We start from the raw sequence: 19,515 nt of genomic DNA, 5'->3' as shown, positions 1-19,515 counted from the left end.
GCCGCCACAACCGATCCACAACAGCGGCCGCGTAGTCACGTGCCCACCGTCGAAGAGGGGGAACCATGCTTCAGCTCGTCGTCGCAGCCGCACTCGCCGCGTCCGCCACCGCCGCCGCACCGGAAGCCGCCACGGTCGCGCGGGTCGAGGCCGGCAGGCTCGTCGTCACCGGAGCGCCCGCCCGCGCCAGCCAGATCCACGTCTCCGGCACCACCATCAGCGATGCCGGGCCGATGCGGGCAGGCACCGGCTGCACGCGCCTGTCGGTCTCGCGCGTCCAGTGCGCGCAGGTCCAGAAGGTCGTCCTACACCTGGGCGACCGCAATGACGCGGTGTTCTACGACAGCGCCGTGCCGAGCGAGCAGCACGGCGGCGACGGCGACGACTCGCTGCACGGCGGCTCCGGCCAGGACGTCCTGCTGGGCGGCGCGGGCGACGACACCATCACCGGTGGTCCCGGCGCCGACAGGCTCTACGGCGGCGACGGCGACGACGTGCTGGACGAGTCGCCCACCGAAGGCGGCGGCAACTTCCTGCAGGGCGGCCACGGCAACGACAAGATCGACGGCGTCAAGCCGAACATGCGCGACAGCGTGGACTTCAGCGACCACACCGAGGGCATGGTGATCGACCTCGCGGCGGGCACGGCGTCCGGGCCTGGCGAGATCGACCAGGTCCTGAACGTCCAGGACGTCTACGGCAGCGCCGGCGACGACACGCTGTCCGGCAACGCCTGGCCCAATCGAATGATGGGGCTCGGCGGTACCGACACGTGCACGGAGGGTCCCGGCGACGTGTGCGTCCAGTGACGAACTCCGGGTGATGTATCAGGGTCCGCGCTGAGGACTCCGCTGGTGCGTGGACCCACTCGACGTCCGCCTGCTCGGACCCCTCGAAGTCACCGGGCCGGGCGGCGTGCTGCGCCTCGCCGGTACGCGCCAGCGCTCCCTCCTGGCGCTGCTGGCGTTGCGCGCAGCCTCGGTGCTCCCCGCAACGCGCCTGATCGACGCGTTGTGGGGCACCGAGCCCCCTCCCACCGCACTGCGAACGCTCCACAGCCACATCGCGCGCGTGCGTGGCGCACTGTCCGCCATCGGGCTCGTCGACGTTCTCGTCACCACCAGTGCGGGCTATGCCCTGCGCATCGATCCATCACACGTGGACGTGACTCGCTTCGAGCGCGCACCTTCGCCCCGTGCGGCACTCGCGTTGTGGCGCGGCGATCCGCTGGCCGACTGCGACGTCTTCGAGTGGGCGTCCGCGGAGATCACGCGGTTGCACGAGGCCCGTCTGTCGGCCGAGGAAGCGTTGGCACAGCAGGAGATCAGCCGCGGGAACTACGGAACAGGACAGCTGGAACGGCTCGTCGTGAGCCATCCGCTCCGGGAACGCTTCTGGGAGCTGCTCGCCGACGCACAACTACGTGGCGGCCGACGCGCGGACGCGTTGAGCACGGTGCGTCGCGCCCGCACCGTGCTCGTCGAAGAGCTCGGCGTCGATCCAGGGCCGGGCCTGCGCGCGATCGAGGCCGCGGCGCTGGCGTGCCCGCCGGCCGACTCCGGTGCGAGCCTCGTCGGACGGCAGCGCGAAACGCAGGACGTCGTGCGATTGCTCGAAAAGACGCGGCTCGTGACGCTCACCGGCCCGGCGGGCTGCGGCAAGTCGCGGCTGGCCAGGCACGTCTCGCCTTCGTCCACAGTGGTCGATCTGACGTCCGCCACCTGTGTCGGCGACGCGGTCGCGGCGGCGTTCGGCATCACCACGCGAGAGCTCGGCGCTCTCGGCAACACGTTGCTGGTGCTGGACAACTGCGAACACCTCAGAGCGAAGTGCGCGGCGTTCACCGAAAGACACCCGAGGCTGCGGGTGCTCGCCACGAGCCGCGAACCGCTCACCGTCCCCGGCGAAGCCGTCTACCCGGTTCCACCGCTAGCTGTGCCCGATCCGGACGTGCCCCGCTCGTTGACCGAACTGGCCGCCTACGACGCCGTCAGACTTTTCCTGGACCGCGCCGCCCACCACTACACCGACGCGGACGCCCCCGCGATCGCCCAGCTCTGCGCGGCGCTGGACGGCCTGCCGCTGGCCCTGGAACTGGCAGCGGCCCGCACGTCCGTCCTCACCCCCGCCCAGATCGTGCGCCGGTTGCGCGACCGGTTCGGCCTGCTCGGGCCGTTGCGCGCGGCGATCGCGTGGAGCCACGACCTGCTGACGTCCTCGGAACGCACGCTGTTCGCCGATCTCGCGGTGTGCGCGGGCGGCTTCCCCGCCGACCTGGTCGAGGCACTCGCGGGCACGCTCGACGCGCTGACGGGCCTGGTGGCCAAGTCGCTCGTGCGGGTGTCCCGGACCGCCGGCGAAACCCGTTTCTCCATGCTGGAAACCGTCCACGCGTTCGCCCTGGAACAACGCTCCGACGCACACGGCCGCGCGGCCGACTTCTTCCTGCGCCTGGCCGAACGCGCCGAAGCCGACCCGACGGGAACGCTGCTCGACGCGCTGCGGGTCGAGCACGCCAACCTCCAGCGCACCATGGACTGGTTCACGAAGACCGGCGACACCGGCAAGATGCTGCGCCTCGTCGTCGCGCTGAACCGCTACTGGCACCGCACCGGCAACTACCGCGAAGGCCGCCAATGGCTCAGGATGGCCCTCAGGGGCTCAGGACCGTTGCGCGGCAAGGCTTTGGCGTCCGCGGCAACGCTGGCGTTGCTCGAATGCGACTACTCGGAGGCGGTCCGCCACGCCCGTGACGGCCTGGAAGCCGATCCGTCGCTGGCCGGACGGCTGCACCGGCTGCTGGGTTCGGTCGCACGGGAACGCGGCTACTACGACACGGCGTTGCACCACTATCAGGAGGCAGCGCGCGCATCCAACCCCGTGAATGCCGCCTACGCACAACAACTCGCCGGAGCCACGTCCTGGCTCGCCGGTGATCTCGCCGTCGCCGAGGCCGATCTTCAGGCATCACTGAAGTCACTGCGAGATCTGGGTGATCGACGCGGAGCCACGTCGTCGCTCGCCTATCTGGGCGCGGTGGCGTGGTACCGGGGCGAGCCGGCCAAAGCGAGGACGCTGCTGGACGAAGCCCTGGACACGTTCGGCGAACTGGAGTTCAAGGAGGGCATCGCCTGGGCGCTCAACCTGCTCGGCGTCGTCGAGCACGGCACCGGCAACCCCGCGGCCGCCCGCTCGTTGCTGGAACGCAGCCTCACCCTGCACCGCGAGCTCGGCGACCGCTGGCGGGAGGCGAGCGTGCTGGAGGCGCTGGCGGACGTCACGCACACCCCGTCGTTGCGCACGGAGGCGGCGGCGATCCGCACCGAGATCGGGGCGCCGATCCCCGCCGTGGAACGCGACATGGCTCGCTCCGGTTAGCGTTCGGGCAACGCCCGGTTGTGACCCTCGATCCGTAGGCACCACACGGACAAGGGAGGACAACCATGAAACTCCGCATTGCCGCCGCAGGACTCGCCATCGGCCTGTGCACCGCCGGTGTCGCCTCAGCGGACGAGGTCCCGCCGGAGTTCCAGAACAGACCGACGATCGCGGACTGCTACAACGCCGTGCCCACGATCGTCGGCTCCGGCGTCATCGTCGGCACCCCGATGCCGGACGTGATCCTGGGCAGCCCCTTCGTGGACGAGATCTGGGGCCTCGACGGCAACGACATCATCATCGGCCTGGACGACGACGACACCATCCACGGCGGCAGCGGCAACGACCTGATCTGCGCCGGTCGCGGCGACGACAAGGTCGACGGCGGCCCCGACCACGACACCGTCCACGGCGAACCCGGCGACGACAGGATGCGCGGCGGCGACGGGATGGACCTGCTGTCCGGCAACGTCGGCGTCGACGGCGGCGACGGTGAGGCCGGCCTCGACTTCTGCACGCCTTCCACCGAGGTCCAGTTCAGCTGCTGACCGACTGCCGCAGCAGGATCTCCGTGGCGGGGTCGGGTCTGACACCGAGCTGCCGCAACGAGTCGAGCACGCGCGCACGGGTCTGGACAGTCCTTTGTGGATTCCGTGCGCGCAGCGCCGCGGCCAGCGCCAGCCGGTGCCCGCGCGGTTCGAACGGTTCCAGCGCCAGCGCGCGGTCGGCCAGTCGCCACGCCTGCACCGGATCCCCGGTGACGAGCCGGAGTTCGCCCAGCGCCAGCAGGTTGCGGACGTGCTGGGCGCGCACCTCGGCGATCTCGGCCTCGCAGACGTCCACCAGGTCCGGCAGCGGCTCGCCACGCCACAGCGCGACCGCCTGGTCCAGCTGGTCCGCGTCGCCGAGTTCCCGCAACGACCAGAGGTCCGCGGTCAGCAAGCCGCCCCGCACGAGTCGGACGGTGTCGCCGTCGCCACGCAGGCAGTAGCTGGCCTCACCGCCGGCGCGACCGGGCTCGAGCAACCGGCGCAGGTGGGTCATCGTCACGCGCAGGTTCCTGGCCGCGCTGGCGGGATCGAGGCCGGGCCACAGCAGGTCCATCGCCTGCTCCCTGCTCAGCACCGGACGCAGCACGAGCAGGCCCAGCAGCTGGCGGACCCGCACGCGGCGCAGTTCCGGCGCGTCCACCGGGACACCGTCGCGGGTGACCCGCATCGGCCCGAGCACCTCGATGCCGAGCGGCTGGCCGGGCGGAGTGGGCACCGTCGCGAGCAACCGGGTGGCTCCGGCGGCGAGGTCCGGGTCGCGAGCGAGTTCCCGGAACCGGCGGTGCACCGCTGGCCCGACGCGATCAGCCAGCCAGGTGCCCAGTGCCGTCCTTCCCGCCGCGGCCAGGCGGGCGGCCAGTTCGACCGACCACGGCAACGGCAGGAAGCAGAAGGCGTGTTCCTCCGGCAGATGCGCGGGGAGATCACCGCACCGCGCTCGGACGAACGCGCGGCCCGCCTCCCGTGCGTTGCGGTGCGACGGACCCAGATCCGCGCTGTCCCAGCGTTCCCTGAGCTCGTCGCTCAGCACGTAGCCCAGCGTCAGGAACCGGCGCAGGTGCCGTTCGGCGACCTTGATGTCCGCGGGCCACCTGGCCAGGTGCTGCTTGTACACGTCGCGGGCCCGGTCTTCGTCGCCGCGGGTGACCGCGACCGCCGCGTGCGACGCGCAGGCCAGCACCGCGTCGCGCGGGTTGTCCTGCTCAGCGGGCAGTTCGGTGGTGACCTCGCCGTACGACGCGGCGATGACGGTGTGCAGAGCACGCGCCACGAACTCACCGCGCGCTGTGCTGTCGGGGTCGTCCCCGTGGAACTCGACGGCCTGGCCGTCGAACCAGCGCGCCGCGGCGGCGTGACGGCGGGCGAGGTCGTCGTCGAGCATCCGCTCGGCCAGTTCCGCCGCCTCCCGCCCGCGCCCGCACATGGCCAGGCAGTGGACGTGGAACCGCGTCGTGGACACCGCGAGCGCCTTGGGCACCTCGGTCACCGGTGCTTGGGCGAGATGGGTCAGGGCCTCCTCCGGGTCACCGGAGAGCTCGGCGAGCACCGCCGCCGTGCTGTGCCGCAGCAGTCGCAGCACGGGCGAGTCGACGTCGAGCTGCTGCGCGCGGTGCGCCACCTGGGCCAGCCGGACGAGGTCACCCCTGGAATGCGCGGTGATCACGGCCTGGCCGAGTGCCACCGCCGCGCCGTCGTGGTCGCCGGTGCCGAGCATCCGCGTGCAGGCCCGGTCGACCAGGCGGTCGATCGACGGATCGGTGAAGTCGATCGCGTGCCTGACGGCGGCTTTGAGCAGCAGGAACGCGGGCTCGTCCACGTGCTGGGCCGGCACCGCGGCGAGCCACCGCTCGGCGGTCGCGCAGGGCAGCACCGACAGCGTGGTCCGGACGAGCTCGACGGCGAGGCGCGCGAGCAGGCCCCAGTCCTGCGCCCGGCACGCCACCCGGCCGGCACCGGCCAGCTCTCCCCGTGCGGACAACACCTCGACCGCCCTGGCCCGCAGGTGGTCGGTCGGGACCATGCTCGCCCACAGGTCGTGCGCTCGATAGCGGCCGTCGTCGAGCCGGTCGATCAGCGGCACCGACCGGACGAGGTGCTCGAGCCGCACCGGTGCCTCGGCGACCGCGCCCACCTCGTCCACGGTCGCGCAGCCGAGCGCCACCAGGGCGGCCAGCGCCGTCCGCGCCTCGTCCGACACGCGGCTGAGGACCTCCTCCGCCGCGTAGCGCCACGACGCCGCCGGCCCGGCGCTCAGCGACAGCCTGATGAGCGCGGGCCAGCCGCGCAGGTCCTCGGTGAGGTCACGGCCGAACCGGCTGGCCAGCGCCGCCGTCTCGGCGTCGGTGAAGGCCAGGTCGCCGGCCCCGATCGTGGCCACCTCGCCCGCCGCTTCCCTGCGGGCCAGCGGGAGGCCGACCCGCCGGCCGGACAGCACCAGGTGCGCGGTGTCTGGGAGGGTCCTGGCGAGGGTGCCCAGCAGCTCGGCTCCCGGTGAGCCGCCGGGGATCTCGTGGACGTCGTCCAGCAGCAGGCACACGTCCAGCGGGGCTCGCCGGCGCAGGGCGGCGACGACGTCCCCGGTGCCCGGCGCCGGACCGTGATCGACGGCGAGAGCGTCCAGGATCGCCGCGGCCAGGCTGCTCGCGTTCTCGTGGCCGGGGCCGCAGGTCATCCAGACGTCGATGCCGCGGGGATCGAGGAGGTTCGCCCGCACCGCCTGCGCCAGTGCCGTGGTCTTGCCGAAACCGGGACCGGCGACGACCAGCGTGACCGGGCGGCACCAGCGCTGGCGCAGCCGGTCGACGAGTCGCAGGCGCGGCAGCTCGACGTCCAACGGCCGCGGCACCCCGCGCAGGTGGTCCTCCCCCACGCACTGCGGAGACCGGGAGACAGCGGGAAATACGCGAAACGGCCCGCCTCCCCGAAGGGAAGCGGGCCGTTCGAGCGGACCTGATCAGGCGCCGGCGGCGGAGCGCAGGTCGTCGGCGCGGTCGGTCGACTCCCAGGGCAGCTGGACGTCGGTGCGGCCGAAGTGGCCGTACGCGGCGGTCGGGGCGTAGATCGGGCGGAGCAGGTCGAGGTCGCGGATGATCGCGGCCGGGCGGAGGTCGAAGACCTCGGTGATCGCCTGCTGGATCTTCTGCGGGTCGACCGTCTCGGTGCCGAACGTCTCGACGAACAGACCGACCGGGGCGGCCTTGCCGATCGCGTAGGCGACCTGGACCTCGACGCGGGTGGCGAGGCCCGCCGCGACGGTGTTCTTGGCGACCCAGCGCATCGCGTACGCGGCGGAGCGGTCGACCTTCGACGGGTCCTTGCCGGAGAACGCGCCACCACCGTGGCGGGCCATGCCGCCGTAGGTGTCGACGATGATCTTGCGGCCGGTCAGGCCCGCGTCGCCCATCGGGCCACCGATGACGAAGCGGCCGGTCGGGTTGGTCAGCAGCCGCACGTTGGACGTGTCGAGGCCCAGCTCGTCGATCTCGGGCTGGACGACGTGCTGGCGGATGTCGACGCCGAGGAGCTTCTCGAGGTCGATGCCGTCGGCGTGCTGCGTGGAGACGACGACCGTGTCGAGGCGGACGGGCTGGTCGCCCGCGTACTCGATGGTGACCTGGGTCTTGCCGTCCGGACGCAGGTACGGAACGGTGCCGTCCTTGCGGACCGCGGTCAGGCGGCGCGAGAGCCGGTGCGCGAGCGCGATCGGCAGCGGCATGAGCTCGGGCGTGTCGGTGCACGCGTACCCGAACATCAGGCCCTGGTCGCCCGCACCCTGCTTGTCGATCTCGTCGGCGGCACCCTCGACGCGGTTCTCGAACGCGACGTCGACACCCTGGGCGATGTCCGGCGACTGGGACCCGATGGCGACGTTCACGCCGCACGAGTTGCCGTCGAAGCCCTTCTGGGACGAGTCGTAGCCGATCTCCAGGATCTTCTCGCGGACGATCGTGGGGATGTCGGCGTAGGCCTCCGTGGTGACCTCACCCGCGACGTGGACCTGCCCTGTGGTGACCAACGTCTCCACCGCGACGCGGGAGCGCGGGTCCTTCGCCAGCAGCGCGTCGAGGATCGAGTCGCTGATCGCGTCGCAGATCTTGTCGGGGTGTCCCTCGGTCACCGACTCACTGGTGAACAGCCTGCTGCTGTGCTGGCTCACGGACACTCCTTGTTCGCTGGACATGACGTCGGTGAAAGCTTAGGTAGAGCTTATTGAGAATCAGTCGAACGGGCGGTAACCGCGTCCCACACGACGGACGCCAGTTGCGCTTTCGAACCATGTGGGATAGGGGTCTCGGCGCCGTCGGCGGACAGCAGCCAGCCGGCGTTGTCCTCCTGCTCGAACGCCTTGCCGTCGCCGACCGCGTTCACCACGAGGAGGTCGCAGCCCTTGCGCTTGAGCTTCGCCCGCCCGTAGTCGAGCACCGACGTCGTCTCATCGCCCGTCTCCGCGGCGAACCCGACGATCACCTGACCCTCCCGACGTGCGGAAACGAGCTCCGCGAGGATGTCGGGGTTCTTCGTCAGCGTGATCGGGTCGGGGTCGGCGGACGTCTTCTTGATCTTGTGTCCGGCCGGCGTCACGGGCCGGAAGTCGGCCACCGCGGCGGCCATCACGACCACGTCCGCGTCGGCCGAGACCTTGTGCATCACGTCGCGCAGCTCGACCGCGGAGCCGACCCGGATCAGGTCGACTCCAGCGGGAGTCGAGAGATCCGCGGTGTTGCCCGCGACCAGCGTCACCCTGGCACCCCGCTGCGCCGCGACCCTGGCGAGGGCATAGCCCTGCTTGCCGGACGAGCGGTTCCCGAGGAAGCGCACCGGATCGAGGGGCTCACGCGTACCGCCGGCCGAAATCGCGACGTGCACGCCCTCCAGTGTCCGCTGCAGAGCGTCGGGGCGCACCAGCAACAACCGGGCGAGTTCGACGATCTCTGCGGGGTCGGGCAGGCGACCTTTGCCGGTGTCCTTGCCGGTCAGGCGGCCGCTCGCGGGTTCCGCGACGACGACACCGCGGGATCGCAGCAGCCCGACGTTGTGCTGGGTGGCCGGGTGCTCCCACATCTCGGTGTGCATGGCCGGGACCAGCAGCACCGGACAGCGCGCGGTCAGCAGCGTGTTCGTCAGCAGGTCGTCCGCGAGGCCGTGGGCGGCCTTCGCGATGATGTTCGCCGTCGCCGGGGCGACCACGACGAGGTCGGCGTTCTGCCCGAGCTTGACGTGCGGCACCTCGTGCACGTCGTCGAACGGGTCGGCCGTCACGACCTGACCGGACAGCGCCTCGAAGGTGGCGGCGCCCACGAACTTGAGCGCGCCCTCGGTCGGGACGACCCGCACGGAGTGGCCGGACTCGGTCAGGCGGCGGAGGACCTCACAGGCCTTGTACGCAGCGATGCCCCCGCCGACACCCAGGATGATCCTGGGCTTGGTGGGGGCATCAGCGTCAGAGGACGCGGAACTCACTCGCCCTCGGTGTGCTCGAGGAGACCCGCGTGGATCTCGCGAAGAGCGATCGAGAGGGGCTTCTCACGCGGGCCCGGCTCGACGAGCGGGCCGACGTACTCGAGCAGGCCCTCGCCGAGCTGCGCGTAGTAGTCGTTGATCTGGCGGGCACGCTTAGCTGCGTAGATCACCAACGCGTACTTCGAGCTCACCTGCTCAAGCAGGTCGTCGATCGGCGGGTTGGTGATGCCCTCCGGAGAACCGGTCAGATGACCGAGCTCGGTGTGGGTGATCACTCTCAAACTCCTGAGATTCGTGGTCCGACCATCAAGGATAGCAAGTCGGCGGCCGCCGACTTCACGTCGGCGTTCACGACGACCTCGTCGAACTCCTTTTCGGCCGCGAGTTCCTCACGGGCGATGGCGAGCCTGCGCTCGACCACCGCCGGGTCCTCGGTGCCGCGCCCGGTCAGCCGGTCGACCAGATGCTCCCAGGACGGGGGCATCAGCATCACCAGCTGGGCGTCCGGCATGGCCACGCGGACCTGCCGCGCTCCCTGCAGTTCGATCTCCAGCAGAGCGGGCCGGCCGGAGGCCAGGGCTTCCTCGACTGGTTTGCGGGGAGTTCCGTAGCAGTTGCCTGCGAACTCGGCGTGTTCGAGGAACTCGCCGGCGTCGACCATCTGCTGGAACTTCTCTCGGTCGACGAAGTGGTAGTGCACCCCGTCGACCTCGCCCGGCCTCGGCTTCCTGGTGGTCGCCGAGACGGAGAAGTACACATCGGGTTGCTGCTTGCGCAGCTCCGCCAGGACGCTGGACTTGCCGACGCCCGACGGCCCGGACAGGACGGTGAGACGGGAGCGGGCAGTGCCCGCCCCCGTCCCGGTGTCACTCACTCTCCGCTGAACTCGGAGAGCAGGGCCTTGCGCTGGCGGTCACCCAGACCGCGCAGGCGGCGGCTCGGAGCGATCTCGAGGCGCTCCATGATCTGCTGCGCGCGCACCTTGCCGACGCCCGGCAGGGCCTCGAGCAGCGCGGACACCTTCATCTTGCCCAGGACCTCGTCGCTCTCGGCGGCCTTGAGCACGTCCGTCAGGGTCGTGCCGCCGCGCTTGAGGCGCTCCTTGAGCTCAGCCCGAGCGCGACGAGCGGCAGCAGCCTTCTCCAGCGCTGCGGCTCGCTGCTCCTCGGTAAGCTGGGGAAGAGCCACGATTTCCTCCGTGGTGTGGATTCTTTTCGGATCGGTGCCGCGACCGTACCGACCGCAATTGCCTGGGGACAACGTGACCCAGTCAGGTAAATCTTCAGCGGCCATGAGTGATGCGGCGGGTGGTAGTAGTACCAACACCCTCCGACGGCCTGATCACCGCCACCGGCGACTCGTCCCACACGCGAGGTGTGCTATGAGGCCGGTGACCAGCGGGGCAGCCGGTGGGCTGGACCCTACCAACACATGTTTGCCCAGGTGAGCGCGCCACACTCAAAAGTTGTGGCGCGGCGGGCGCTCAGAGGCTCTCCTGGACCCTTCGCACGGCTCTGACCAGCGACGATACGTCCGGGCCATGCCTGAGAACATCTCGTGAAGAAGTCGGAAAGACGTTGCGCATGTCGGGGCCGAAGAGCCGTTTTAGATCAGCCACCGAGCCGCCCTGAGCGCCGAAACCGGGGGCCAGGATCGGGCCGTTGAACCCCGCGAGGTCCACATCCGTTTCCCCGATCGTGGCACCCACGACGAGTCCAACATCGCCGCACGGGGAAATGCCGGAATTCCGAGCGGTGGCGAAATCGATGATCGTCTGGGCCACGGTTCGCCCGTCCGGAGCAACCGACCGCTGGACCTCGGCACCCTCCGGGTTCGACGTGAGCGCCAGCACGAACACCCCGCGGCCGGTCGCCCGCGCCGTGTCCAGCGCGGGCTGCAGCGAGCCGAAGCCGAGGAACGGCGACAGCGTCACGGCGTCACCGGCCAGCGGCGAGCCGTCGCCGAGGTAGGCCTCGGCGTAGGCGGCCATGGTCGAGCCGATGTCGCCGCGCTTGGCGTCCACCAGCACCAGCGTGCCGGAGTCGCGCAGCTCGGCGATCACCCGTTCCAGCACGGCGAGCCCACGAGACCCGTAGGCCTCGAAGAACGCCGCCTGGGGCTTCACCATCGCGACCTTGCCGCCGAACGCCTCCACGGCCGTCAGAGCGAACCGTTCGAGGCCCTCCGCGGTGCGCGAGAGACCCCAGGCGTCCAGCAGCGACGGGTGCGGGTCGATCCCGACGCACAGAGGTCCGTGCGCCTCGACGGCCTTCGCGAGCCTCTCGCCGAAGATCACGCGCCCTCCCTCAGCGACGCCTGGAGCGCCTGCAGCGGCTGCACCCCGATGTCACCCCGGATGAGCGCCTCGATGCCGTGCACGGCCGCGGCAGCGCCCTGGATCGTGGTGACGCACGGGATGTCCTTCGCCACAGCGGCGGTGCGGATCTCGTACCCGTCCACACGGGGGCCGCTGTTGCCGTACGGCGTGTTGAAGATCATGTCGATCTCGCCGGCCAGGATCATGTCGACGACGTTGCCGTCGCCCTCGAAGTGCTTGCGCACCTCGGTGCAGTCGATCCCGTTGCGCTTGAGGACCTCCGCGGTGCCGGACGTGGCGAGGATCTGGAAGCCCAGGTCCGCCAGGCGCTTCACCGGGAAGATCATCGCGCGCTTGTCGCGGTTCGCGAACGACACGAACACCTTGCCCGACGTCGGCAGCGAGCCGTAGGAGGCCGTCTGCGACTTCGCGAACGCCTTGCCGAACGACGAGTCGATGCCCATGACCTCGCCGGTGGACTTCATCTCCGGGCCCAGCAGCGAGTCGACGCCGTGGCCCTCCGGCGTGCGGAAGCGGTGGAACTGCATGACGGCTTCCTTGACCGCGACCGGCGCGTGCTCGGGCAGCCGGGCGCCGTCGCCGGTGGCCGGCAGCATGCCCTCCTCGCGCAGCTCCGCGATCGTGGCGCCGAGCATGACCCGGCTGGCGGCCTTGGCCATCGAGACCGCGGTCGCCTTGGACACGAACGGCACCGTGCGCGACGCACGCGGGTTCGCCTCCAGGACGTACAGCACGTCGTCCTTGAGCGCGTACTGGACGTTCAGCAGGCCCTTCACGCCGATGCCGCGCGCGATCGCCTCGGTGGAGCGGCGGACGTTCTCGATGTCGGAGGCGCCCAGCGTGATCGGCGGCAGCGCGCACGAGGAGTCGCCGGAGTGCACACCGGCTTCCTCGATGTGCTCCATCACGCCGCCGATGTAGACCTCCTGGCCGTCGCACAGCGCGTCGACGTCGATCTCGATGGCGTCGTCGAGGAACCGGTCGACCAGCACCGGGTGCTCTGGCGTCACCTCGGTCGCGCGGGCGATGTAGCCCGACAGCGACTCCTCGTCGTAGACGATCTCCATGCCGCGGCCACCGAGCACGTAGGACGGTCGCACGAGGACCGGGTAGCCGATCTCGTCCGCGATCTCCTTCGCCTCGTCGAACGACGTGGCCGTGCCGAACTTCGGCGCGGGCAGACCGGCGTCGGTGAGCACCTTGCCGAACTGGCCGCGGTCCTCGGCGAGGTGGATCGCCTCGGGCGAGGTGCCGACCACGGGCACACCGGCGTCGGCCAGGCGCTGCGCCAGGCCCAGCGGCGTCTGGCCGCCGAGCTGGACGATCACACCCGCGACCTCGCCGGAACGCTGCTCGGAGTGCACGACCTCCAGCACGTCCTCGAACGTCAGCGGCTCGAAGTACAGGCGGTCGGACGTGTCGTAGTCGGTCGACACGGTCTCCGGGTTGCAGTTGACCATGACGGTCTCGTACCCGGCCTCGCGCAACGCCATCGCCGCGTGCACGCACGAGTAGTCGAACTCGATGCCCTGCCCGATGCGGTTCGGACCGGAGCCCAGGATCAGCACCTTCGGCTTCTCCCGCTGCTCCGCCACCTCGGACTCGGCGTTCGGGTCGAGCTCGTACGCGGAGTAGTGGTACGGCGTCTCCGACTTGAACTCCGCCGCGCAGGTGTCGACCGTCTTGTAGACCGGCCGCACGCCCAGGCGGTGCCGCAGCGCGCGCACGCCGTCCTCACCGGCGAGCTCCGGCCGCAGCACGGAGATCTGCCGGTCGGAGAGACCAGCGCGCTTCGCCTTGCGCAGCAACGACTCGTCGAGCACCGGAGCCTCGAGAAGCTCCGTGCGCAACTGGCCGAGCCAGGCGATCTGCTCGATGAACCACGGGTCGATCCCCGACGCCTTGTGAACGTCCTCAATGGACGCACCGAGCCGGAGGGCGCGCTCGACCGTGTACAGGCGGCCGTCGTGACCGCGATTCAGTTGTGCCAGGACGGATTCGAGCGTAGTGCCCTCGGGGTCCGGCTGGGTCCAGAAACCGACCGATTTCGTTTCCAGCGAACGCAGCGCCTTGCCGAGCGCCTCGACGAAGTTGCGGCCGATCGACATGGCCTCGCCGACCGACTTCATCGTGGTCGTCAGCGTCGGGTCCGCGCCGGGGAACTTCTCGAACGCGAACCGCGGCGCCTTCACGACCACGTAGTCGAGCGTCGGTTCGAACGACGCCGGGGTCTCCCCCGTGATGTCGTTGCGGATCTCGTCGAGCGTGTAACCGATGGCGAGCTTCGCGGCGATCTTGGCGATCGGGAAGCCGGTCGCCTTGGACGCCAGCGCCGAGGACCGCGACACGCGCGGGTTCATCTCGATGACGACCATGCGGCCGTTCTGCGGGTGGATCGCGAACTGGATGTTGCAGCCACCGGTGTCGACGCCGACCTCGCGGATGACCTGGATGCCGACGTCGCGCATGTGCTGGTACTCGCGGTCGGTCAGTGTCATCGCGGGCGCGACCGTCACCGAGTCGCCGGTGTGCACGCCCATCGGGTCGATGTTCTCGATCGAGCAGATGACGACCACGTTGTCGTTGCGGTCGCGCATGAGCTCGAGCTCGTACTCCTTCCACCCGAGCACGCTCTCCTCGATGAGCACCTCGGTGACCGGAGACTCCTCCAGGCCGATCGACGCCAGCCGCTCCAGCTCGTCGGGCGTGTGCGCCATGCCGGAACCCAGGCCGCCCATGGTGAACGACGGGCGGATGACGACCGGCAGGCCGAGCTCGGCGACCGTCTCGCGGACCTCGTCCATCGTCTTGCAGACGGCCGAGCGCGGGACCTCGGCGCCGATCTTGCGCACGATGTCCTTGAACATCTGGCGGTCCTCGCCGCGCTGGATCGCGTCGACGTTCGCGCCGATCAGCTCGACGTCGTACTTCTCCAGCACCCCGCGCTCGTGCAACGCGATGGCGGTGTTCAGCGCCGTCTGGCCGCCCAGGGTCGCCAGCACGGCGTCCGGGCGTTCCTGCGCGATGACCTTCTCCACGAACTCGGCCGTGATCGGCTCGATGTAGGTGGCGTCGGCGAACTCGGGGTCGGTCATGATCGTCGCCGGGTTGGAGTTCACCAGGCTGACCCTGATGCCCTCCTCCCGCAGCACCCGGCACGCCTGGGTGCCGGAGTAGTCGAACTCGCACGCCTGACCGATGACGATCGGCCCGGAACCGATGACCAGAACGTGCTTGAGATCAGTCCTCTTCGGCATCAGCGGGCATCCTTCATCAGCGTCACGAACTCGTCGAACAGGGGCGCGGCGTCGTGCGGACCTGCCGCGGCCTCTGGGTGGTACTGCACGGAGAACGCCGGGGCGTCGAGCAACCGGACGCCCTCGACGGTGCCGTCGTTGGGGCAGTAGTGCGACAGCACGGCGCGGCCGAACTCGGAGGTGAACTCCTCGCCGGGCGTGCCCTCCAGCGCGAACCCGTGGTTCTGCGCGGTGATGGCGACCTTGCCGGTGGCCACGTCGATCACGGGGATGTTGATGCCGCGGTGGCCGTAGCGCATCTTGTACGTCCCGCGGCCGACCGCGCGGCCGAGGATCTGGTTGCCGAAGCAGATGCCGAACAGCGGCAGCTTGCGGCCCAGCGCCTCCTTCGTCAGCGCGATCGCGTGGTCCTGCGTCGCCGGGTCACCGGGGCCGTTGGAGAGGAACAACCCGTCCGGGCTGACTGCCAGGATGTCCTCGAACGTGCTGGTCAGCGGCAGGACGTGCACCTCGATGCCGCGCGCGGCCATCATCCGCGGCGTGTTCGACTTGATGCCCAGGTCGAGCGCCGCGACGGTGAACTTCTTCTCGCCGATCGCCTCGACCACGTACGGCTTGTCCGTGGTGACGTCGACCGCGAGGTTCGCGCCGATCATCTGCGCCGACGCCTTGACCTGCTCGATCATCGACGCCTCGTCGGTGAGCTCCTGACCGGAGAACACACCGGCGCGCATCGCGCCCTGCTCGCGGATGTGGCGGGTCAGCGTGCGGGTGTCGAGACCGGCGATGCCGACGACGCCCTGGTTCGCGAGCTCCTCGTCCAGGCCCCGCTTGGACCGCCAGTTCGACGGCGTGCGCGCGGGGTCGCGGACCACGTAGCCGGCGACCCAGATCTTCGACGACTCGTCGTCCTCGTCGTTCCAGCCGGTGTTGCCGATCTGCGGCGCGGTCTGCACCACGATCTGGCGGTGGTAGGAGGGGTCGGTCAGGGTTTCCTGGTATCCGGTCATGGCCGTGGAGAACACGACCTCGCCGAGTGTGCGGCCGGTCGCTCCGTACGCCTCACCGCGGAAGACACGACCGTCTTCCAGCACCAATGCCGCGTTCGTCACGCCTTGCCTCCCACGAGTGCCTGTACCCATTCCTCATAAACCTCTTTGTCGTCACCGCGGAAACCGGTGTCGAACAGGTGGCCCTGGTTCTCCCACTGGACCACCAGCAAACCCTCTTCGCTGAACATGACCTTCCCGGCGAGCCCGCGGTCGGTACGGGCGTCCCGGATGGACTCGGCGGGGATGAAGATCGGCGAGGCACCGGTCCGGTCGATCGCGACGCCTTCCGGCACGAGGCTCAGCGTGGCCTCCGCGCGGTGGCCGATGTCGCCGACCTGGATGCGGTCCTGCCAGTTGCCCGCGTTCGTCGTTCCGATGTAGACGCCCGTGGTCTCCAGCTTCGGCGTGCCCAGGGTTTCCGGCCGGGCCGGGAACGGAGGCAGGTCGGCCTGCTTCGCCTGGCGTCGCTTCCAGCCGTGCCACATGCCGTACACGCACAACGCGAAGAACGCGAAAACCAGCAGGACGAGCAAGATGCGGGTCATTCCGCAATCCTTCCCGCCAGCGAGGTGACCCGGCCACGCAAGATGGTCGCCGTCACCGCGCCGGGCAGCTCCATGCCCTCGAACGGGGTGTTGCCCGCGATGCTCGCGAGCTCCGCGCCGTTCACCGTCCACGTCGCGTCCGGGTCGACCAGCACGAGGTTCGCAGGCTCACCGACGGCGATCGGACGGCCCTGGTCGGTGAGACCGGCGATCTCGGCGGGCTTCTCGCTCATCACCCGCGCGACGCCGCGCCAGTCCAGCAGGCCGGTCTTCACCATCGTCTCGACGACGATGCTCAGCGCGGTCTGCAGTCCGAGCATGCCCGGCCTGGCCGCCGACCACTCGCAGTCCTTGTCCTGGATCGCGTGCGGGGCGTGGTCCGTGGCGACGCAGTCGATGGTGCCGTCCGCGAGCGCCTGGCGCAGCGCGTCGACGTCGGACTGCGTGCGCAGCGGCGGGTTGACCTTGTTGACCGGGTCGTACGTGCTCAGCCGGTCGTCGGTCAGGATCAGGTGGTGCGGGGTGACCTCGGCGGACACCTTGGTGCCGCGCGCCTTGGCCCACTTCAGCACGTCGGCCGTGCCGGTGGTGCTGACGTGGCAGACGTGCAGCTTCGCGTCGACCTGCTGCGCGAGGATGCAGTCGCGGGCGACGATCGACTCCTCGGCGGCCGCCGGCCAGCCCTGCAGGCCGAGCCGGGACGCGTTCTCGCCCTCGTGCGCCTGGGCGCCGATGGTGAGGCGGGGCTCTTCGGCGTGCTGGGCGATGACGGCGCCCAGGGCCTTCGAGTACTCCAGGGCGCGGCGCATGATCAACGGGTCGTGCACGCAGTGACCGTCGTCGGAGAAGACCCGGACGTTGGCCTTGGAGTTCGCCATCGTGCCGAGCTCGGCGAGCTTCTCGCCCTTGAGGCCGACGGTGACTGCGCCGACCGGGTGGACGTCGACGAGGCCGACCTCCTTGCCGCGGCGGGCGACGTGCTCGACGATCACCGCGTTGTCGGCGACCGGGTCGGTGTTGGCCATCGCGAAAACGGCGGTGTAGCCACCCAGAGCGGCCGCACGCGAACCGGTTTCGATGGTCTCGGTGTCCTCACGACCCGGCTCACGCAGGTGGGTGTGCAGGTCCACGAAGCCGGGCAGCAGAACCGCGCCGTTGCCTTCGATGACCTCCGCATTCTCGTCCGTACCTTCGGCGATAACGCCGTCACGGATCAAGATGTCTTGCGGTTCCCCCTCGCCGTAGGGCCTAACTCCCTTGAGCAGCAAGGGTTTCACGCGGTTTCCTCCTCATGGGCAAGCAGGTGGTACAGCACGGCCATGCGCACGTGGACACCGTTGCGGACCTGTTCGGTGATGGCGGCCTGCGGGCTGTCGGCGACGACGGAGGCGATCTCCATGCCGCGCAGCATCGGGCCGGGGTGCAGCACGACGGCGTGCTCTGGCAGCAGCTTCAGGCGGCGCTCGTTGAGGCCGTAGGCGATCGAGTACTCGCGCGAGCTCGGGAAGAACCCGCCGTGCATCCGCTCGGCCTGAACCCTGAGCATCATCACGGCGTCCTGCGACGGCAGCTCGGCGTCGATCTCGTGCGAGACCGTGACGGGCCACTTCTCCACGCCCGTGGGCAGGAGGGTCGGCGGTGCGACGAGCGTGACCTCGGCACCGAGCGCGGTGAGCAGGTGCACGTTCGAGCGGGCGACCCGGCTGTGCAGGACGTCGCCGACGATCGCGACGCGGCGGCCGTCGAGGCTGCCCAGGCGGTCGCGCAACGTGGCGGCGTCGAGCAGCGCCTGCGTCGGGTGCTCGTGCATGCCGTCGCCCGCGTTCACCACGGACGTGCTGGTGTGCCTGAGCCAGCCCGCGAGCCGGTGCGCCGCACCGGACGCCGGGTGCCGCACGATCACGCAGTCCGCACCGGCGGCCTGCAGCGTGAGCGCGGTGTCCCGCAGCGACTCGCCCTTGCTGACGCTGGAACCGGAGCTGCTGACGTTGATCACGTCCGCGGACATCCACTTGCCCGCGATCTCGAACGACACCCGGGTGCGGGTGCTGTTCTCGTAGAACATCGTGATCACGGTGCGGCCGCGCAACGTCGGCAGCTTGCGGACCTCGCGGCCGAGCAGCGCCTGCTTGAGCCGGTCGGCGGTGTCGAGGATCGCGGTGGCCTGGTCGCGGTCGAGACCGTCGGTGGAGAGCAGGTGCTTCACTTCAGCACCACTCCGTCGCGGCCGTCGAACTCGTCCAGCATCACGACGACGTCCTCGGTCTTGGACGTGGGCAGGTTCTTGCCGACGTAGTCCGCGCGGATCGGCAGTTCCCGGTGCCCGCGGTCGACCAGCACGGCGAGCTGCACCGCGCGGGGACGGCCGTGGTCGCGCAGGGCGTCGAGCGCGGCGCGGATGGTGCGGCCGGAGAACAGGACGTCGTCCACGAGCACGACGAGCTTGTCGTCGATGCCGCCCTCGGGCAGCTTCGTCGTCTCCAGCGGCCTCGTGGGGCCTCTGCGCAGGTCGTCGCGGTAGAGCGTGATGTCCAGGGTGCCTTCGAGCACCTGGCGGCCGGAAAATTCGGCGATCTTAGCGGCCAGACGGCGCGCGAGAGGGGCACCCCGGCTGGGAATACCCATCAAGACGACGTCGGGTGCGCTCGGTGCATCGAGAGCGGTCTTCTCGATGATCTGATGGGCCATTCGGGCGACAGTGCGCGCGACATCACCAGCCGACAGGATCTCGCGATCCCCGGCCGGATCCGTCGCGCCACGTTGACGTGACGCCACGGCTGGACCTCCTTCCCCGCCTCACTGGACGGGTCCTTAAAGGACGTCGGACACCCGGTTATAGCCGGGCTGACCTGCACCGTATCACCTACGGACGGTCAGCCGTCCGAGTGGTGTCGCACGCGTGGCGCGCGTCTCGTCCTGAGATCAGCTTGACCT

The 19,515-nt window shown here is 70.1% G+C and carries 16 protein-coding genes; 3 read left to right on the top strand and 13 right to left on the bottom strand.

All coding sequences use genetic code 11. The features are described 5' to 3' along the window. The first annotated feature begins 65 nt into the window (after positions 1-65). The 3 genes from IEZ09_RS13785 (at position 66) to IEZ09_RS13775 (ending at position 3,926) form a co-directional block, all read left to right on the top strand. Positions 66-809, top strand: a complete 744-nt coding sequence (locus tag IEZ09_RS13785) for a calcium-binding protein (RefSeq protein ID WP_189254055.1) — start codon at positions 66-68, stop codon at positions 807-809. Positions 810-858: 49 nt separating this feature from the next. Next, entirely contained in the window at positions 859-3,378 is a 2,520-nt protein-coding gene (locus IEZ09_RS13780) for an ATP-binding protein (protein WP_189254054.1), read from the top strand. A 65-nt stretch (positions 3,379-3,443) separates the two neighbouring features. After that, the gene (locus IEZ09_RS13775; RefSeq protein ID WP_189254053.1) at positions 3,444-3,926 is read left to right on the top strand and encodes a calcium-binding protein; all 483 of its coding nucleotides are present in this window, start codon (positions 3,444-3,446) and stop codon (positions 3,924-3,926) included. On the opposite strand, the gene IEZ09_RS13770 is transcribed toward IEZ09_RS13775, so the two are convergent. From IEZ09_RS13770 to pyrR, 13 genes are all read right to left on the bottom strand, one after another. Beyond that, positions 3,916-6,798, bottom strand: a complete 2,883-nt coding sequence (locus IEZ09_RS13770) for an AfsR/SARP family transcriptional regulator (RefSeq protein ID WP_189254052.1) — start codon at positions 6,796-6,798, stop codon at positions 3,916-3,918. The genes IEZ09_RS13775 and IEZ09_RS13770 overlap by 11 nt on opposite strands. An 84-nt stretch (positions 6,799-6,882) precedes the next feature. Beyond that, on the bottom strand, positions 6,883-8,109 hold the full coding sequence (gene metK, locus IEZ09_RS13765; RefSeq protein ID WP_189254051.1) for a methionine adenosyltransferase: 1,227 nt from the start codon (positions 8,107-8,109) through the stop codon (positions 6,883-6,885). Between the two features lie 26 nt (positions 8,110-8,135). Further along, positions 8,136-9,389, bottom strand: a complete 1,254-nt coding sequence (coaBC, locus tag IEZ09_RS13760) for a bifunctional phosphopantothenoylcysteine decarboxylase/phosphopantothenate--cysteine ligase CoaBC (RefSeq protein ID WP_229812536.1) — start codon at positions 9,387-9,389, stop codon at positions 8,136-8,138. Then, positions 9,386-9,664, bottom strand: a complete 279-nt coding sequence (gene rpoZ / locus IEZ09_RS13755) for a DNA-directed RNA polymerase subunit omega (RefSeq protein ID WP_045313812.1) — start codon at positions 9,662-9,664, stop codon at positions 9,386-9,388. The genes coaBC and rpoZ overlap by 4 nt, the downstream gene beginning before the upstream one ends. A 2-nt stretch (positions 9,665-9,666) precedes the next feature. Next, on the bottom strand, positions 9,667-10,263 hold the full coding sequence (gene gmk / locus IEZ09_RS13750; protein WP_189254050.1) for a guanylate kinase: 597 nt from the start codon (positions 10,261-10,263) through the stop codon (positions 9,667-9,669). Beyond that, the gene (mihF, locus tag IEZ09_RS13745; protein WP_030471603.1) at positions 10,260-10,577 is read right to left on the bottom strand and encodes an integration host factor, actinobacterial type; all 318 of its coding nucleotides are present in this window, start codon (positions 10,575-10,577) and stop codon (positions 10,260-10,262) included. Before mihF ends, gmk begins: the two co-directional genes overlap by 4 nt. A 295-nt stretch (positions 10,578-10,872) precedes the next feature. Continuing rightward, positions 10,873-11,685 (bottom strand): orotidine-5'-phosphate decarboxylase, encoded by an 813-nt coding sequence (gene pyrF, locus IEZ09_RS13740; RefSeq protein ID WP_189254049.1) that lies wholly within the window; start codon positions 11,683-11,685, stop codon positions 10,873-10,875. Further along, a complete protein-coding gene (carB, locus tag IEZ09_RS13735) occupies positions 11,682-14,984 on the bottom strand; it encodes a carbamoyl-phosphate synthase large subunit (protein WP_189254048.1) in 3,303 nt (1,100 codons plus the stop codon). The genes pyrF and carB overlap by 4 nt, the downstream gene beginning before the upstream one ends. Then, positions 14,984-16,126, bottom strand: a complete 1,143-nt coding sequence (gene carA / locus IEZ09_RS13730) for a glutamine-hydrolyzing carbamoyl-phosphate synthase small subunit (RefSeq protein ID WP_189254047.1) — start codon at positions 16,124-16,126, stop codon at positions 14,984-14,986. Before carA ends, carB begins: the two co-directional genes overlap by 1 nt. Next, positions 16,093-16,581, bottom strand: coding sequence for a PH-like domain-containing protein (locus tag IEZ09_RS13725; RefSeq protein WP_189254046.1), 489 nt, complete (start codon positions 16,579-16,581; stop codon positions 16,093-16,095). Before IEZ09_RS13725 ends, carA begins: the two co-directional genes overlap by 34 nt. Then, a complete protein-coding gene (locus tag IEZ09_RS13720; protein ID WP_189254045.1) occupies positions 16,578-17,858 on the bottom strand; it encodes a dihydroorotase in 1,281 nt (426 codons plus the stop codon). The genes IEZ09_RS13725 and IEZ09_RS13720 overlap by 4 nt, the downstream gene beginning before the upstream one ends. Then, a complete protein-coding gene (locus IEZ09_RS13715; RefSeq protein WP_189254044.1) occupies positions 17,855-18,787 on the bottom strand; it encodes an aspartate carbamoyltransferase catalytic subunit in 933 nt (310 codons plus the stop codon). The genes IEZ09_RS13720 and IEZ09_RS13715 overlap by 4 nt, the downstream gene beginning before the upstream one ends. After that, a complete protein-coding gene (gene pyrR, locus IEZ09_RS13710; protein WP_109640352.1) occupies positions 18,784-19,356 on the bottom strand; it encodes a bifunctional pyr operon transcriptional regulator/uracil phosphoribosyltransferase PyrR in 573 nt (190 codons plus the stop codon). Before pyrR ends, IEZ09_RS13715 begins: the two co-directional genes overlap by 4 nt. Positions 19,357-19,515: the final 159 nt, after the last annotated feature.

The sequence above is a fragment of the Lentzea flava genome (assembly GCF_014648475.1).
Taxonomy (GTDB): domain Bacteria; phylum Actinomycetota; class Actinomycetes; order Mycobacteriales; family Pseudonocardiaceae; genus Lentzea; species Lentzea flava.
Note: the sequence above shows the minus strand (reverse complement) of the source record. Positions and strands in the feature narration are given on the sequence as shown.

What these genes read in the sequence shown, in the direction of transcription:
- IEZ09_RS13785 (WP_189254055.1), top strand. Translation starts at nt 66, where the DNA reads ATGCTTCAGCTCGTCGTCGCAGCCGCACTCGCCGCGTCCGCCACCGCC.
- IEZ09_RS13775 (WP_189254053.1), top strand. Translation starts at nt 3,444, where the DNA reads ATGAAACTCCGCATTGCCGCCGCAGGACTCGCCATCGGCCTGTGCACC.
- metK (WP_189254051.1), bottom strand. Translation starts at nt 8,109, where the DNA reads ATGTCCAGCGAACAAGGAGTGTCCGTGAGCCAGCACAGCAGCAGGCTG.
- carB (WP_189254048.1), bottom strand. Translation starts at nt 14,984, where the DNA reads ATGCCGAAGAGGACTGATCTCAAGCACGTTCTGGTCATCGGTTCCGGG.
- carA (WP_189254047.1), bottom strand. Translation starts at nt 16,126, where the DNA reads ATGGGTACAGGCACTCGTGGGAGGCAAGGCGTGACGAACGCGGCATTG.
- IEZ09_RS13725 (WP_189254046.1), bottom strand. Translation starts at nt 16,581, where the DNA reads ATGACCCGCATCTTGCTCGTCCTGCTGGTTTTCGCGTTCTTCGCGTTG.